The 15,290-nt window shown below is 60.0% G+C and carries 10 protein-coding genes; 8 read left to right on the top strand and 2 right to left on the bottom strand.

Going from position 1 to position 15,290, the window contains the following annotated elements; all coding sequences use genetic code 11:
* Nucleotides 1–18: 18 nt before the first annotated feature.
* The 5 genes from V8J81_RS00810 (at nt 19) to V8J81_RS00830 (ending at nt 5,450) form a co-directional block, all read left to right on the top strand.
* Nucleotides 19–693: an arylesterase gene (locus V8J81_RS00810; protein WP_439649917.1), complete on the top strand. Its 675-nt coding sequence runs from the start codon at nt 19–21 to the stop codon at nt 691–693.
* An 88-nt stretch (nt 694–781) separates the two neighbouring features.
* Entirely contained in the window at nt 782–2,338 is a 1,557-nt protein-coding gene (glpD, locus tag V8J81_RS00815) for a glycerol-3-phosphate dehydrogenase (RefSeq protein ID WP_368473853.1), read from the top strand.
* 66 nt (nt 2,339–2,404) lie between these two features.
* The gene (locus V8J81_RS00820) at nt 2,405–3,148 is read left to right on the top strand and encodes a DUF805 domain-containing protein (RefSeq protein ID WP_368473854.1); all 744 of its coding nucleotides are present in this window, start codon (nt 2,405–2,407) and stop codon (nt 3,146–3,148) included.
* Nucleotides 3,149–3,157: 9 nt separating this feature from the next.
* The gene (gene glpK / locus V8J81_RS00825; protein ID WP_368473855.1) at nt 3,158–4,630 is read left to right on the top strand and encodes a glycerol kinase GlpK; all 1,473 of its coding nucleotides are present in this window, start codon (nt 3,158–3,160) and stop codon (nt 4,628–4,630) included.
* The gene (locus V8J81_RS00830; RefSeq protein WP_368473856.1) at nt 4,620–5,450 is read left to right on the top strand and encodes a carbon-nitrogen hydrolase family protein; all 831 of its coding nucleotides are present in this window, start codon (nt 4,620–4,622) and stop codon (nt 5,448–5,450) included. The genes glpK and V8J81_RS00830 overlap by 11 nt, the downstream gene beginning before the upstream one ends.
* Here V8J81_RS00830 and V8J81_RS00835 read toward each other — a convergent pair.
* Entirely contained in the window at nt 5,447–9,862 is a 4,416-nt protein-coding gene (locus V8J81_RS00835) for a Hint domain-containing protein (RefSeq protein ID WP_368473857.1), read from the bottom strand. The two genes, V8J81_RS00830 and V8J81_RS00835, sit on opposite strands and share 4 nt — an antisense overlap.
* Before the next feature lie 129 nt (nt 9,863–9,991).
* Nucleotides 9,992–11,617: a GMC family oxidoreductase gene (locus V8J81_RS00840; protein WP_368473858.1), complete on the bottom strand. Its 1,626-nt coding sequence runs from the start codon at nt 11,615–11,617 to the stop codon at nt 9,992–9,994.
* A gap of 122 nt (nt 11,618–11,739) precedes the next feature.
* Here V8J81_RS00840 and V8J81_RS00845 point away from each other — a divergent pair, with 122 nt between their 5' ends.
* The 3 genes from V8J81_RS00845 to V8J81_RS00855 all read left to right on the top strand — a co-directional run bounded on the left by V8J81_RS00845 (nt 11,740) and on the right by V8J81_RS00855 (nt 15,289).
* On the top strand, nt 11,740–12,972 hold the full coding sequence (locus V8J81_RS00845) for a TRAP transporter substrate-binding protein (RefSeq protein ID WP_368473859.1): 1,233 nt from the start codon (nt 11,740–11,742) through the stop codon (nt 12,970–12,972).
* A gap of 230 nt (nt 12,973–13,202) precedes the next feature.
* Nucleotides 13,203–13,913 (top strand): TRAP transporter small permease, encoded by a 711-nt coding sequence (locus tag V8J81_RS00850; RefSeq protein WP_368473860.1) that lies wholly within the window; start codon nt 13,203–13,205, stop codon nt 13,911–13,913.
* Nucleotides 13,910–15,289, top strand: a complete 1,380-nt coding sequence (locus V8J81_RS00855) for a TRAP transporter large permease (RefSeq protein ID WP_368473861.1) — start codon at nt 13,910–13,912, stop codon at nt 15,287–15,289. The genes V8J81_RS00850 and V8J81_RS00855 overlap by 4 nt, the downstream gene beginning before the upstream one ends.
* The last annotated feature ends 1 nt before the right edge of the window (nt 15,290 follow it).

Genomic DNA, 15,290 nt, shown 5'->3' on the forward strand with positions numbered 1-15,290 from the left:
CTTCGGCGTTTGGGTTCAATGGCATATGGGGCCGTGGGCGCACGAAGCAAGCGGCCCCTTCTCGGGCTATCGGCCTTACTCGTAATCGCGATGCCGGTGGCGGCAGAGGAAGTGGTCATTGCAGCTTTGGGCGATAGCCTCACGCAAGGCTATGGACTGGTGCAGGAGGAGGGCTTTGTGCCCCAGTTGGAAGCTTGGTTGCAGGCGCGGGGCCATGACGTGCGGCTGATCAATGCAGGTGTTTCCGGTGATACAACGGCAGGTGGTTTAGCGCGGGCGGCCTGGACGCTGACCGATGAGGTCGACGGCATGATCGTGACGTTGGGTGGCAACGACCTTCTGCGCGCGATCCCACCAGAGGCCAGCCGCGCCAACCTGGCCGGCATTCTGGACGCCGCGCTGGACGCGAATGTTGAGGTTTTGCTGGTCGGGATGCAGGCGCCGGGCAATTACGGGCCGGATTACCAGCAGGCGTTTGATGCGATGTACCCAGACCTTGCGCGCCAATACGGCACGCTGTTTGCCGAAAGCTTCTTTGAGGGCCTGTTTGGAACGCCGGAAAGCGATCCGGGCAATGTTGTGGACCTGATGCAGGCCGATGGCATTCACCCCAACGCGAATGGTGTTGCGTTGATCGTCGATGCGCTGGGGCCGCAGGTTGAGGCGCTTATTTCGGCCGTTCAGGCAGATTGACGCGACAAACCGAACAAAAGCGAAAGCTGAACTTGACGAAGCGAACATGAAGTGAAACGACGCGTTTGATATTCGCGGAGACACGGACATGGCAGACACGTACGATCTTTTAGTCATTGGCGGCGGCATCAACGGCTGCGGTATCGCGCGCGATGCGCAGGGCCGGGGTCTAAAAGTGGCTTTGGCCGAGATGGAGGATCTTGCCGGGGCCACGTCGAGCGCGTCGACCAAGCTGTTCCATGGAGGTCTGCGTTATCTGGAGTACTTCGAATTCAAGCTGGTCCGCCACGCCCTGAAAGAACGTGAGGTCCTGCTGCAAGCGATGCCGCATATCTCTTGGCCGATGCGCTTTGTCCTTCCGCTGTCGAAGGATATGCGGTTTGACAATTCCACGCCGACCTCGCGCATCCTGACGATGGTGATGCCGTGGATGAAGGGCCGTCGCCCTAACTGGCTGATCCGGTTGGGGCTGTTCCTTTATGACAATCTTGGGGGGCGGAAGATCCTGCCTGGAACAGCGAGCGTGTCCCTGGATGGCACTACGGAAGGCGCACCGCTGCAGGATCGGTTCACGAAGGCTTATGAGTATTCGGATTGTTGGGTGGAGGACTCGCGACTTGTTGTGCTGAACGCCCGCGACGCGGAAGAGCGCGGTGCCAAGATAATGGTGCGCACCAAGGTGATCAGCGCCGAGCGTGAAGGGGACCTTTGGCGGATTGAACTCGAAGGCGAGGGAGCTGGCACTGTCTACGCCAAGGCGCTCGTGAATGCGGGCGGGCCGTGGGTGGCGGATGTCGTGCGTAACGTGGCGCGGCAGAATTCGAGTGAGGGCGTTCGTCTGGTGCGGGGATCGCACATCGTGACACGCAAGCTGTTTGACCATGAGAAATGCTATTTCTTCCAAGGTACTGACGGGCGGATCATCTTTGCCATCCCGTACGAGACGGATTTCACCCTGATCGGGACAACGGATGCTGAACATACCGACGATCCGCGAAAAGCGGAATGTACGCCTGAGGAACGGGATTACCTGCTGAACTTCGCCAACGAATACTTCAAGGAAAGCCTGACGGCCGATGATGTCGTCTGGACCTATTCCGGCGTCCGCCCGCTTTACGATGACGGAGCGAAATCGGCCACGGCCGCGACGCGGGATTATGTTCTGTCGCTCGACGACAATGGCGCGCCGATGCTGAACGTTTTTGGCGGCAAGATCACCACCTACCGCGTGCTGGCCGAAGATGCGTGGGCCAAGCTTGCGCGCTACTTCCCGCAGGCGAAGGGAAAATGGACGGCGGGCGTGCCGCTGCCCGGCGGGGATTTCCCGGTAGAAGGTGTGCAGGCGCAGATCGGTGCGCTGATGGTGGCCTATCCGTTCCTGACCGATCGCTGGGCGCGGCGTTTGGTGCGGGCCTATGGCACCGATGCCAAGGATCTGTTGGGCCTTGCCAAGACCGCGCAGGATCTGGGCCGCGACTTCGGCGCAACCCTGACCGAGGCCGAGGTCCGTTGGCTGATGACCCGCGAATATGCGCGCGAGGCGGCGGATGTTGTCTGGCGGCGGTCTAAGCTGGGGCTGTTGATGAGCGCAGATCAGATCGCGGCGCTGGATGCCTTCATGTCCGAGCAACGACTGGCGGCTTGAACGCCTTGACGTGGCCCACAAAGCCACGATCAATGCGGGCCGAACGACCTGGAAGGACAGCGCCTGATGACTGAATGGTACTATGCGGTAGGTGATGAACGGCAAGGCCCTGTCGATACGGCTGAGATTGAACGTCTGATCGAGGTTGGCACCGTCACGCCGGACACGTTGGTTTGGAAAGCGGAGCTTGCGAATTGGGAACCCGCGCGGTCTCATTTCACGTTCACGGGTGCCACACCGCCACCGCTTCAGCAGGCGGCCCCTGAGGCGGACACCAACCCGGAAATTGGACCCGATGGTCTTTATGTCGGCGCCCCATCGCGGGAGTTCATGGAGGCTGCCAAGGTCTGCATGTCGAAATATGCGACGTTTTCGGGCCGGGCCAGCCGGTCTGAGTTCTGGTTCTTCTACCTGTTCACCTACATCGTCGTTTTCGTCGCACAGATTGTGGATGTCGTTCTGATCATGGCGATCGCCGCGAGCGGCGTCCCCTTCTTCGTCCCAATCTTCTCGGTGATCGCAATATTTGGCCTTCTTCTGCCGCAACTGGCGGTGTCTTGGCGGCGCATCCACGACCTGGACCGAACGGGTTGGTGGCTGGGCGGCGGAATGCTGGTCAGCCTGGTCTTCTACATCGCGATCATTGTTGTCGCCATTGCTGGCGAGGCATCCGGTCAGTTTTCAAGCGAGCCGCCTCCAGCGTTCTTTGCCCTGATCGGCTTCTTCGTGCTGGGGATGCTGATCTACGGCATCGTGATCTTCATCTTCTACGTGACCAAGGGCACACTCGGCCCGAACCGCTTCGGATAAGGAGCTTCCATGACCCAAATCCTAGCCATCGACCAAGGCACAACCTCTTCCCGCGCGATTGTCTTTGACGGCGATCTGCGCCCCAAGGCCTCCGCCCAGAAGGAATTCACGCAGCACTTCCCGGCGTCGGGCTGGGTGGAACACGACCCCGAAGAGATTTGGGACAGCGTGGTCGAGGTCTGCAAAGGCGCGCTGGCCAAGGGTGGGGACGTTGCGGCCATCGGCATCACGAACCAGCGCGAGACGGTTGTGCTGTGGGATCGTGAGACCGGTGAGGCCGTTCATAATGCCATCGTCTGGCAGGACCGCCGCACGGCGGAGATGTGCGCGCAGCTGAAGGCCGAAGGCCATGAGGCCATGGTGCAGGAAAAGACGGGCCTGCTGCTTGATCCGTATTTCAGCGGCACCAAGCTGGCCTGGCTGCTGGATAACGTTGATGGTGTGCGGGCGCGGGCTGAAGCGGGAAAGCTCGCTTTTGGCACCATCGACAGCTTTCTGATCTGGCGTCTGACCGGCGGCGCGCGCCACGTGACCGACGCCACGAATGCCGCCCGCACGTTGCTTTACAATATCCGCGAGGGTCGGTGGGACGATGACATCCTGTCGATGCTCAACATCCCCGCCGCGATCCTGCCTGAAGTGCTCGACAGCGGGGCGGACTTTGGGGAAACGACGGAGTTTGGCGGTTCGATCCCAATCCTCGGCGTGGCGGGCGATCAGCAGGCCGCGACGGTCGGGCAGGCGTGCTTTGAACCGGGGATGCTGAAATCCACCTATGGCACAGGCTGCTTCGCGCTGCTGAACACGGGCGACACGCTGGTGACGTCGCAAAACCGGATGCTTGGCACGATTGCATATCAGTTTGATGGCAAACCGACCTATGCGCTTGAAGGCTCCATCTTCATCGCGGGCGCGGTTGTCCAATGGCTGCGCGATGGGTTGCAGATCATCAAGGATGCGCCGGAAAGCGCGCCCTTGGCCGAGCAGGCTGACCCGTCGCAAACCCTTTATATGGTGCCAGCTTTCACCGGCCTTGGAGCTCCGTATTGGGACCCGGATGCACGCGGTGCGATCTTTGGGCTGACCCGAAATTCCGGCCCCGCCGAGTTCGCGCGCGCCGCTTTGGAAAGCGTAGGTTTCCAGACCCGCGATCTGTTGGAAGCCATGGCCGCTGACTATCCCGGTGAGACAGGCACGGTCCGTGTCGATGGCGGCATGACGGCGTCCGATTGGACGATGCAGTTCCTGTCCGACATCCTTGGCGCGCCTGTGGACCGGCCCGAGGTGTTGGAGACGACTGCGCTTGGCGCTGCATGGATCGCGGGCAATCGCGCGGGCATCTACCCCGATCAAGAGGCATTCGCCGCCCGTTGGGCCGTGGACCGCACGTTCCAGCCGCAGATGGACGATGGCACCCGCAAGGCGCGCTATGCGGGGTGGAAAGACGCCATCGCACGCACGTTAAGTGATCATGGAAAATAACATCCGCATCGCCATCGCCCAGATGTGTTCGGCCGATAGCCACGCGCCGAATATCGAAACGATGCGCGCGCTGACGGTGGAGGCGAAAGGGCAGGGGGCGGATATGCTCGCCTTGCCAGAGGTCTCTGGCCTGATGAATGCCAACCGGGCGGTGTCGCAGACGCAAGTGGTCGCGGCTGAGGATGACCCGTTCATTGCCGCCTGCCGGGAAGAAGCGGCAAAGCAGGGCATCTGGATCCACTCCGGCTCAACCCCCGTGCTGGCCCCCGATGGGCGGTTCTTCAACCAATCCTCGCTGATCGACCCGAGCGGCGACATTCGCGCGACCTATAACAAGGTCCACCTCTTCGACGTTGACGTGCCGGGCGCAACGTTCAAGGAAAGCAAGGCTTTCGCGCCGGGTGACGCTGCCGTTCTGGCGGAGACGCCCTGGGGCCCGATGGGCCTGACCATCTGCTACGACATGCGCTTTCCGCATCTGCACCGCACACTGGCCGAAGGCGGTGCGCGCGTGATCTTCAGCCCTGCGGCCTTCACCGTGCCCACGGGTCGCGCCCATTGGCATGTTCTGCTGCGATCTCGCGCGATTGAAACGGGGGCCTATGTCATCGCACCGGCACAGGCGGGTCACCACGCCGACGGGCGCGAAACTTATGGCCATTCGCTCGCGGTGGATCCCTGGGGAAAGGTCATCGTCGATCTGGAACACGGTGCGCCGAAGCTGGAAGTGGTGGAGTTGGACCTAACGAGGGTTGAGAAAACCCGCGCCCAAATTCCCAATCTGGCGAACAAGCGCGACGCACCTCTGCGACGGGTCTAACCCAGCACCTCGTTCGAGATCAGCGCAGCTTCATGGGCCTTCAGGCTCAACCGGGCCGAGGTGTAGTGCGCCCGGCCTTCCTCGGTTTCGAGTTCGGGGAATTCCATCAGCAGATCGCCGAAAATCTCCCGCGCTTCCTGGTTTTGCACCATGTCGCCGGGCTGGAAACTCTCGGTCCAGGCTTTGTCGACGCAGATCACCTCATGCGCCTCGCACATCAAGTGGATGTAGGTCACGCGCTCACATGCGCTGACGACCTCAACGCCCGGCAAATGCGTCAGATGCTTCGCGCGCACGAGAACCTGATCGGCCCCGAACAATAGCTCGGCCTGCACGCCTTCGATCAGCATTCGGTGCTGGGGGGAGACCTCCATATCCCGGTTCGGCACACCATTGCCCAACGCACCCTTGCGGATTCGGATGGGGCGCAGGTGTGGGGCCTTTGACAGGTCGCTTTGGGTCAGCAATTTGCGGCCGATCCAGCGGATGGGTTGCAGGCCATTGTCGCGCGTCTCGATCAGGTCGCCAACACGCAGGTCTTCGACCTTGTATGTCCCGCGTTCGACCTTCACCCGGCTGCCCGGTGTGAAACAGGGAATAACTGTCTCGATATTGGTGAAGGTGAGCGTTGTGCCATCACTGAACGTGACCGTCCCGTTTTCCGGGTTGCCGCTGTCGTAGGTGATGACCGCGCCGTCATCACCAAGGAACAGCGTGTCGTTGTCATCGCCGCCCTCGCCGCCGTCGATCACATCGCCGGAGGAGCCGAAGATCCAGTCTGCGTCATCGCCCGAGTTGACGGTATCCGCGCCCTGACCGGTGATGATGCTGTCTTCGCCAGACCCGCCGAGGATGTTGTCCTCGCCCTCGCCGCCATCAATGGTGTCATTGCCCGCATCGCCCGAAAGCTGATCCGCGCCTTCCTCGCCCATGATGGAGTCGTTGCCATCGCCGCCTTCGATGGTGTCGTTGTTCGACGAACCGGCGGAGGTGAACGTGGTGGGATCAATCGACGTGTCGTTGGTCGAGACAATCGCGAAATTGTCGAGCGCATAGCTTTCGTCGGTGACGCTTTGGTTCAGGGTCGAGCCAAAGCCGAGCTCCAGCGTATCCGGTGCATCCTCCACTTCGATCCGCACGCGGAAGCTTTGGTCGTTGGTCCAGCTTTGCCCGTTTGTCCAATAACCATTGGCTGCTGCATCCCCGAGAGAGGTCAGCGTGACCGTGTAAGTAACACCGCCAACGGTGATGGTGTTCGATCCGCCTACGGCGGTGTTGGGGAAGAAGGCTTGGCTGAAGATCTCATCGCCATTGGCATAGATCTGGAATTCTTCGTTGTCCCAACTGTCGATGCGGTGGAAATCAAACTCGATGACCGCATCGTCGTAGCTGTCGTCCAGATCAAAGGTACGGCTGATCTCGATGTCATTTGCGTTCGCAGTGCCCTGAACCCGCCCAAGGACCGAGCCGAAGAAGGGATCGGTATTGTCAGTCGTCGCCGGGCTCCAACCCGCAGCGCCGTTGTCGAAGTCATCCTCGTAGATCAGTGTGCCGTTCGCCGCCGTTCCATCACCGCTATCGCCATAGAGCGTGTCGTTGCCCGAGCCGCCAACAAGACTGTCCGCACCACCGCCACCAATCAGCGTCTGGTCAGCCGTGGATGCGCCGGCATCAATCGTGTCGTCTTGGGCCGTACCCGTGACCTGCTCGATATTGGTAAATTCGACCGAGTCCGCGGACCCCGTGTCGTTCACATCACCTTGTTCATCGCCATCGAAAACGGCGTTGATACCCGTGGACATTGCGCTGAAATCGAGCGTGTCGAAATCATCACCGTCCTCGCCGCCATCCACGGTATCGGTGCCGAAGCCGTCGGAGAACTGGAACAGATCCTGTTCCGCGCCACCTGAAAGGCTGTCATCGCCCGCTCCACCGTCCAGCGTGTCGTTGCCAAAATCGCCCGATAGCGTGTCGTTGCCGAGCCCGCCGTCAAGGCTGTCGGCGCCGCTGCTGTCGAACACTTGCGTGGAGCTATCGGCAGGCGTCTCATAAACCTGAAGGATGTCACCGGTGGACGGATCACGCAGCACCCAGTTGGTTTGCGTGGTGGATGCTGCGGTGAAATCATTGCCCGCCGGGATTGTGATGACCGAAACGACTGCACCCGAGCTGTCGATCTGCGCCAACTCAACCGCGTAGGGGCTGTCGTTTTGGAAAGTAACCGACGTGGGCGTGCCGCCCGTGCCGGATGGGATCGTCGTGGGATCGATCGCCAGCTGATCCCCGAACAGAACGTCATCGCCCGCGCCACCTTCCAGCGTATCGCCGCCTTGGTCACCATGCAGGAGGTCGTCGTCAAATTCGCTGGCGGTGTAGTGCACATCGGTCAGGTAGACGAGTTGCCCACCGGTATCGCCGTTTTCGTAGATAACCTCGAACGACGTAATGGGCCCTGCAATCTCAACCAGAACAGACCCGTTGGCGAGGTCTGGATCATCTGCTGCTGTGCCTGCGGTCACGGTTTGGTCCGATACCGTGTCATCTCCAGCGGCAGTCAGTGTGACCGCGACCGGATTGCCATCGGCGTCGAAGGCGTTGACGGTGACGATGTCTTCCCAAGTGTTGCTGTCGACATCGTTGATACGGAAGGAAAGGTTGGTCAGCTCCACATCACTGTCGAACGTAACCGTGGCCACATCGGGGCCGCCATTCCCACCCAACGAGAGGCCGGAATTGGTGGCGAACGGTTCGGACCCACCAGCGGTGTATTGCGTAGCGCTGTTGACCTGCGACTGGTTCAGCGCACCGTCGTTCGTTATCGATACGGTTATATTGGCAAGGCCGGTGTCTTGTGTGAAACCGTCCGACAGATTGGTGCCGTTGGCACCTTCGGCAACCCAGCTTAGGTTTTCGACGCTGCCAGTGATCAATGGGTCGCTTGGACCACCGACGACCGAGTCATCGCCGTCACCGGCGTAGACGGTGTCGTCACCCATCCCGGCCTGGATCAGATCCTGATCTCCGGTCGTGCCGAGTGTCCCATCGTTATTGTCGACTTGTTCGAGGTTTTCATCGACGTAGTTCGCGTCGATGACATCGTTGCCGGCTGTGCCCGCGACGATCCCATCGGGGCCGCCATTTACGATCAGCTCTTCAATGCCGGTGAATGTCGCCGTGGAGCCATCATTGAAAACGACTGTTCCGTTTTCGCTGTTGGTTGGGTCGAAGATCACTTCGGCCACGTTGTCTACGATAAGCTGGTCCGCAGTGTCGGTCCCGCCTTCGCCGCCAATGACCACGTCACCGCCTGACGCAGTGATTGTGTCATTGCCGTTGCCGCCATCGAGTGTGTCGGCCCCTTCGCCACCGGCCAGGATGTCGAACCCGCTACCACCAAGAAGGCTGTCGTCACCGGCACCGCCTTCCAGCGTGTCGTTGCCACTGTCGCCCTCCAGCGTGTCGTCGCCGTCCCCGCCAACTAGGCTGTCGCGCCCGCTACCGCCTTCAAGGCTGTCCTGCCCGTCGCCGCCGAGCGCCGTGTCGTTGCCGGCGCCGCCAAGTAGCGTGTCATTGCCGCTGCCGCCATCGAGGCTGTCGTTGTTGTCGCCGCCGTCCAGCAAGTCATTGCCGAGCCCGCCGGAAATCGTATCGTTCCCGGCCTCGCCAAAAAGCTGATCTTCATCGGTGGGAACGGCTTCGAACTCGACATCTGTGATCCAGGCCAATTGGCCGACCGTGCCGCCGTTTGCATAAATGATCTCAAACGAGGCGACCGGACCCGCAATCTCCACAAGAACCGAGCCAAGGGGATCGTTTGCGGACGTGCTGCTGGCGCCTGCCGTGACGGTGTTGCCTGAGACAGAGTCGTCACCGGCAGGCGTCAGAACAACCGGTACCAAATTTCCGTTGGCGTCGTAGGCGTTTACCGTGAAGATGTCGGTCCAGCCGTTCGCGTCGACGTCTTGCAGGCGGAACGAGACGTTCTGGACTTCATCGGCAAATCCCGAGCCGGTGACAGACGAGAAATCGACATCGACTGTCCAGGCATCCGAGCCGCCATTGCCGCCCAATTGCAGGTTGGAATTTGCGTTGTAGGTCTCACCGCCCGCAACATAGGTCGAGGTCGTGCTGACCTGAGCCGTATTGCCCGCGCCATCGTTGGTGAAGCTGACACCGACGTTGATGCCGCCGGTATTCTGAGTGAACCCGCCGGCAAGGTTGGTTCCATTTCCGCCTTGCGACGTCCAGTTCAGATCAAGTGCTGTTGGAGTGATACTCGGCGCGCCGCCGTCAATGATATCGTCGTCGCCGCCACCGGTGATGGTGTCGTTGCCTTCGAAACCCGTAATGCTGTCGGCACTGCCTGTCCCAGTCAGATTATTGTCTGACGCGTTGCCGTTAATCGTTGCCATTTGGCCTGCTCACTTCGACCTTTTGCGGCCGTTACTGGTTATTGGGCGTCAATAAACCAGCTTTGCGTGACAGGAATTGGGCGAAACTCACGGCAAATGCGGCAAGAATGTGGCGGAGATCAGGGGCGCTCACGCCGCGGACAGGGCCGCTTTCGCATCTTCGAGGATCATGTCTGACGCTTTCTCTCCGATCATGATCGCAGGGGCATTGGTGTTGCCGGAGACGATTTCTGGCATGATCGAGCAATCAGCCACCCGTAGGCCGGAAATCCCGTGAACACGAAGCCGTTCATCAACCACCGCGTCCGCCCCCTGGCCCATTTTGCAGGTTCCTGTCGGGTGATAAATCGATGCCGTGTTCGACCGCGTCCAATCCAAAGTCGCGTCATAGTCGTCCATGTCCAGCGAAGGGTTGGGGCGGAATTCCTCCGAGATTTTCGAGGTTAGCGGCGCATGGCGGGCAATCGTGCGTGCGATGTTCACACCTGCAACCATTGTTCTGCAATCGGTCTCGGTCGACAGGTAGCGGGGGATGATCTTGGGATAATCGCGCGGCTGTGACGAATTCAGACGGATTTCGCCCTTGCTCTCGGGACGCAGCTGGCAAACCGACATCGTGAAAGCGCTGAACTTGTCCGCTCCTTTGCCAGGATTTTCGGCCGAAAGCGGCTGCACGTGAAATTGGATATCGGGTGTTTCAACGCTGTCATTTGTGCGCATGAACCCCGTGGCAAGACTTGCCGCCATTGTCATCGGGCCAGCGCGGAACATGAGATATTTCAGACCGATACGGGCCTGCCCCACAAGGCTAGAGACCTCGTCATTCAGGGTAGGCTCGTTGCACTTGTAGACCAGCCGCGCTTGTAGGTGATCTTGCAGATTTTTGCCCACGCCGGTCAGCTCTTGCACGGTATTGATCCCATGCTCCGCCAGTTGCGCGGCCTCGCCAATTCCGGACAGCATCAGAAGCTGGGGCGAATTGATGGAGCCGCCGCACAGGATCACTTCGCGGCCCGCATTGACCACCTGAACCTGTCCACTACGGTCGGTGTATTCGACACCAGTGACGCGCCTCCCGTCCAATTGCAGGCGGTCCACCTGTGCGTGGGTCACAATCTGGAGGTTCTCGCGACTGCGTGCGGGCTTCAGGTAGGCCACAGCGGAACTGCACCGCCGCCCGTTTTTGGCGGTCAGCTGGAAGTAGCCCACGCCCTCCTGTTCGGCACCGTTGTAATCGGGGTTGAACTTGTAGCCAGCCGACTGCGCCGCCGCGACCCAGGCATCTGTGATCGGGCGCTGGATGCGCATGTTTGAAACGGACAGGGGGCCTTGATCGCCGTGGAATTCGTCGGCGCCGCGTTCGTTATGCTCAGCGCGCTTGAACAGGGGCAGCACATCGTCCCATCCCCAGCCTGCATTCCCCATCTGCCGCCAACGGTCGTAGTCCTGCGGCTGCCCGCGTACGTAGAGCAATCCGTTGAGCGAAGATGACCCGCCTAGAACCTTACCGCGCGGCCATTCAATAGAGCGTCCATTAAGGCCGGGATCGGGCTCAGTTTTGTAGCACCAATCGACCGATGGATTGTGGATGGTTTTGAAATATCCAACCGGAATGTGGATCCACGGGTTCCAGTCGCGCCCTCCGGCTTCAAGCAGAATGACGCGATTCTTTGAGTCGGCCGACAAGCGATTGGCCAGCACACAGCCTGCCGAACCGGCGCCAACAATGACATAGTCCGCTGAAAGTTCCGTCATTTTCCCAGCCCCTCCGCACAGAATCGTTGCGAGAAGAAGATTTCTCTTGCCAGCACGACCATAAGTTGAGCAAGATTGAGACCACAAGTATCAATTTTGCGCATTATTGGGAGGTAATGGAAATGAAGGCTTCGAAAGTCCTCAGCCAGGTTTCGCGCAGAGACTTGATGAAACTGACAGGCACCTACGGTCTGTCGTCGGTCATGATGGGTGCTGCGACGCTGACAGGTGCGGTGACCCTACCGTCGCTGGCACGCGCTGTTGAGTCAACGTATGACCGCCGCTTGAACACGCCCGCTCGCTACGAACTCAAGATGGGCGCAGCCGGCTTCAACCAGCGCAACCTGCTCATCGAGCGGGCTGGTGTTCTGGAATTCGCCCGTGACCTGGAAGAGCGGACCGACGGCGAAATCCGCCTGGAGTTCATTGGTGACAACCAGATCTGTGGTCAGCTGAATTGCCTTGAGCGGGCACAGCTTGGCGTGGTGGACTTCTATTCCGCTTCGACACAGAACTCCGCTGGTTCCGCGCCGTATCTGAACGTGCTCGACTATGCGTACATGTTCCGCTCGCGCGCTGATCAGTACCACTTCCTGTATCACCCCGACTCGATGCGCCTTCTGCGCGAGCCGCTGGAAAGCCGTCACGGTGTGAAGTTCCTCTTCAGCCATGCGGAACTGCGCGGTATCCAGCTGGGTCAGTCCTTCGCAGACCGCGAAACCGTGACCACGCTGGAAGAGCTGTTCGGCACGCGTAACCGTGTGACGGGTACTCAACTTGGCCGGATCGCAATGGACCTGATGAACCTCAACCCGACGCCGATCGCGTGGGAAGAGACCCTCGACGGCCTGCGCCAGGGCTTGATCGACGGCGCCGAGACATGGGCATCGGCTGTGGCCTACGCCAACATGTCGCCAGTGGTCAGCCAGTCGGTCGACCTGAAGTTCTTCTGCGGCACCGAGCATACCGGTATGAACGCAGAACTCTTTGACAGCCTCGAAGGTCACCTGCAGGACGCCATCATGGAATCGGCGTACTTCACGCAGGTTCACGTGCAGGCAGCCAACGAAGCAGCGCTGGTCAACACTGTTGGCTTCACTGATCCGCCGATGCCGGGCACGATCTTTGCTGAAAACGACGTGCGCGTTGCACGCCTTGGCGAAGACCAGATCCAGATTGCACGCGAAATGTGCTCGCCTGAGTACAACCCTGAGCCCTGGGCCCAGTGGCGTGAGCGTCTCAACGGTTGGGCCGGCGGTGCCGACACCTATCAGGAGATCTTCGACATCGCGCGTGAGATCCCCGAAGACACGCTCGCCGAGAACGTCGAGCCTCGTCGTTGGTGGCGCGGCTGATCCGATAAATCGGATCACACTAGGCAAAACTAACGGCGGTCCCCAGCCAAAACCGGGGGCCGCCGCTTTCCCCTAAAATGGGATTGACGCCACGATGGGAGCGCGTGGTTAAATACCGAAATGATCTATGCGCCTTCTGAAAGGCCCCGCCTTGGGGGTTTTCAAAAGGCATACCAAGCAGGGCCGCAGAAACCCTGCACGTGACAACTTTCATACGCCGGGAGGGGCAAATGGGAGAGATTTTCAGTGGCATAGGCGAGATCATCGCAGCCTTTGCAGGTGGAAGCTCATGGGAGATCAGCCAAGCGCTTGACCTGCCTGCGGCTTGGATCCTGGGGCTGGTGATTTTGGTCGTTGGCGGTTTCCTGATCATGGGGCTCTACCGCGTGTCACCCTTCCTCGAAAAACACTTGGAAGGCTACGTGATGGTGGTCTCGTATCTTTCCATCGGCGGCATCATCTTCTTTGGGGTGATCCAGCGCTTCGTCCCGGGGATGTTGGGTATGGATTTCTCAAACACACCGGTTTGGCTCCGCCCCTGGCCTTGGACCACGACCCTGCCGCCGTTCCTGTTCCTTGTGATGACGTGGGTGGGGTGCAGCTATAACGTGAAGCTCCGCACGCACCTGGCGTTCAGCGAATTCCGCACGAACATGCCGCGTGCCGGGCAGATGTTCATGCTGACTGTCGATGCGGTGCTGTGGATCGGGTTTTCGTGGGTAGTGATCGTCACCGGCAGCCGCGTGGTGGCGAACGCCGCGGACAACTTCCAGATTGTTCCCGGCACTGACAACCTGATGCAGTGGTGGTTCATCCTGACTGTACCGGTTGCCTTCATTTTCCTAGTCGCGCGTGTCCTCGAAAACTGGTTCGAGGATTTGCGGAACTACCGTTCCGGCGACGCCATCATCAAGCAAGCTGTGATCGGAGGTGACGCATGAGCGACGGTACCCTCATTACGCTCCTGTCACTGGGCGTCACGTTCCTGTTCATGTTGGGCGTGCCCGTATTCCTTGTGATCGGCTACTGGGTCATCGGGATGTCTTTCGTCCTTGGCCTGCCGCTCGACAATATGAGCGCGGCGCTTTCCCGCGTGTTCACTGATGGCTTCGCGCTTCTCGCCATGCCGCTCTTCATCCTGACCGGGGACCTCATCAACCGTTCAGGTATCGCAAGGCGATTAACCGACTATGCCTATGCCTGTCTTGGTTGGGTCAGGGGCGGCCTCGCCATGGCAGCGCTTGGCGCATGTGGCCTTTTCGCCGCCATCTCGGGGTCCAACTCGGCCACGACGGCCACCATCGGCTCCATGCTTCACCCGGAAATGGTGAAAGGGGGCTATGATGAGCGCTTCTCGGCCGCGACCGCCGCGGCGGGCGGCACCGTGGGCATCATCATCCCGCCGTCGATCATCTTCATCGTCTATGGCTTCCTGATGAACCTGCCGATCTCGGACCTTTTCGTTGCGGGCATCATCCCCGGCACGTTGATGGTTCTGGCAATGATGACCGCCTGTTTCCTGGTCTGCTTCAAGAACAAGTGGGGTCACATCATCAACCTCTCAATCGTCCGTGTGATGAAGACTGGCGTTGGCGCATGGCTTGGTTTCTTCGCCATCGGCCTTGTGCTGTGGGGCATCTACACCGGTAAGTTTTCGCCCACCGAAGCGGCGGGTGTGACCGTTGGCTTCTGTGTCATCGTCGGCTTCCTCTGCCTCGCGATTACGAAGATCGTGTCGCGCACGAACCCAGCCTTCGCCACCCGCGAAGACCGTCCGGTGGATGAACGTAGCTTTGGCGGAATGTTGGTCGTGAACGGCTTCGGCCCGCTGGAACTGCCGTCGATCACGATGCGTTCGGCCCAGATCACCGGGATCCTTGCACCGCTGATCGCAATCTCGGTGGTGATGCAGCAGATCCTATCGGTGCTTGGTGCACAGGCCTTCCTGACCGAATTCGTGACCGGCATGGGCGGCTACTACGCAGTTCTCTTCACTGCGATGATCATCGTCTTCATCTCGGGCATGGTGCTGGAGTCCCTGCCAGTGACCATTATCCTTGCGCCCATTCTGGCACCAATTGCCCATGATATCGGCGTGGAACCTGTGCAGTTTGCGGTGATATTCCTCGTCGGTGCGTCCATCGGCTTTATCACGCCGCCCTATGGTCTAAACCTTTACGTCGCATCTGGCGTAACCGGGGTGCCATACTTCCGGCTGCTTCGTTATACGTGGCCGTACTTGATCGCACTGATCACGATCTGGATCATTGTGGCACTGGTACCGTCCCTCTCGACGATGCTGCTGCCGGATCTCTAAG

Origin of the sequence: Gymnodinialimonas sp. 202GB13-11 (genome assembly GCF_040932485.1) — a bacterium.
GTDB classification, from domain to species: domain Bacteria; phylum Pseudomonadota; class Alphaproteobacteria; order Rhodobacterales; family Rhodobacteraceae; genus Gymnodinialimonas; species Gymnodinialimonas hymeniacidonis.

What these genes read in the sequence shown, in the direction of transcription:
- V8J81_RS00810 (WP_439649917.1), top strand. Translation starts at nt 19, where the DNA reads ATGGCATATGGGGCCGTGGGCGCACGAAGCAAGCGGCCCCTTCTCGGG.
- glpK (WP_368473855.1), top strand. Translation starts at nt 3,158, where the DNA reads ATGACCCAAATCCTAGCCATCGACCAAGGCACAACCTCTTCCCGCGCG.
- V8J81_RS00835 (WP_368473857.1), bottom strand. Translation starts at nt 9,862, where the DNA reads ATGGCAACGATTAACGGCAACGCGTCAGACAATAATCTGACTGGGACA.
- V8J81_RS00845 (WP_368473859.1), top strand. Translation starts at nt 11,740, where the DNA reads ATGAAGGCTTCGAAAGTCCTCAGCCAGGTTTCGCGCAGAGACTTGATG.
- V8J81_RS00840 (WP_368473858.1), bottom strand. Translation starts at nt 11,617, where the DNA reads ATGACGGAACTTTCAGCGGACTATGTCATTGTTGGCGCCGGTTCGGCA.
- glpD (WP_368473853.1), top strand. Translation starts at nt 782, where the DNA reads ATGGCAGACACGTACGATCTTTTAGTCATTGGCGGCGGCATCAACGGC.
- V8J81_RS00855 (WP_368473861.1), top strand. Translation starts at nt 13,910, where the DNA reads ATGAGCGACGGTACCCTCATTACGCTCCTGTCACTGGGCGTCACGTTC.
- V8J81_RS00850 (WP_368473860.1), top strand. Translation starts at nt 13,203, where the DNA reads ATGGGAGAGATTTTCAGTGGCATAGGCGAGATCATCGCAGCCTTTGCA.
- V8J81_RS00830 (WP_368473856.1), top strand. Translation starts at nt 4,620, where the DNA reads ATGGAAAATAACATCCGCATCGCCATCGCCCAGATGTGTTCGGCCGAT.
- V8J81_RS00820 (WP_368473854.1), top strand. Translation starts at nt 2,405, where the DNA reads ATGACTGAATGGTACTATGCGGTAGGTGATGAACGGCAAGGCCCTGTC.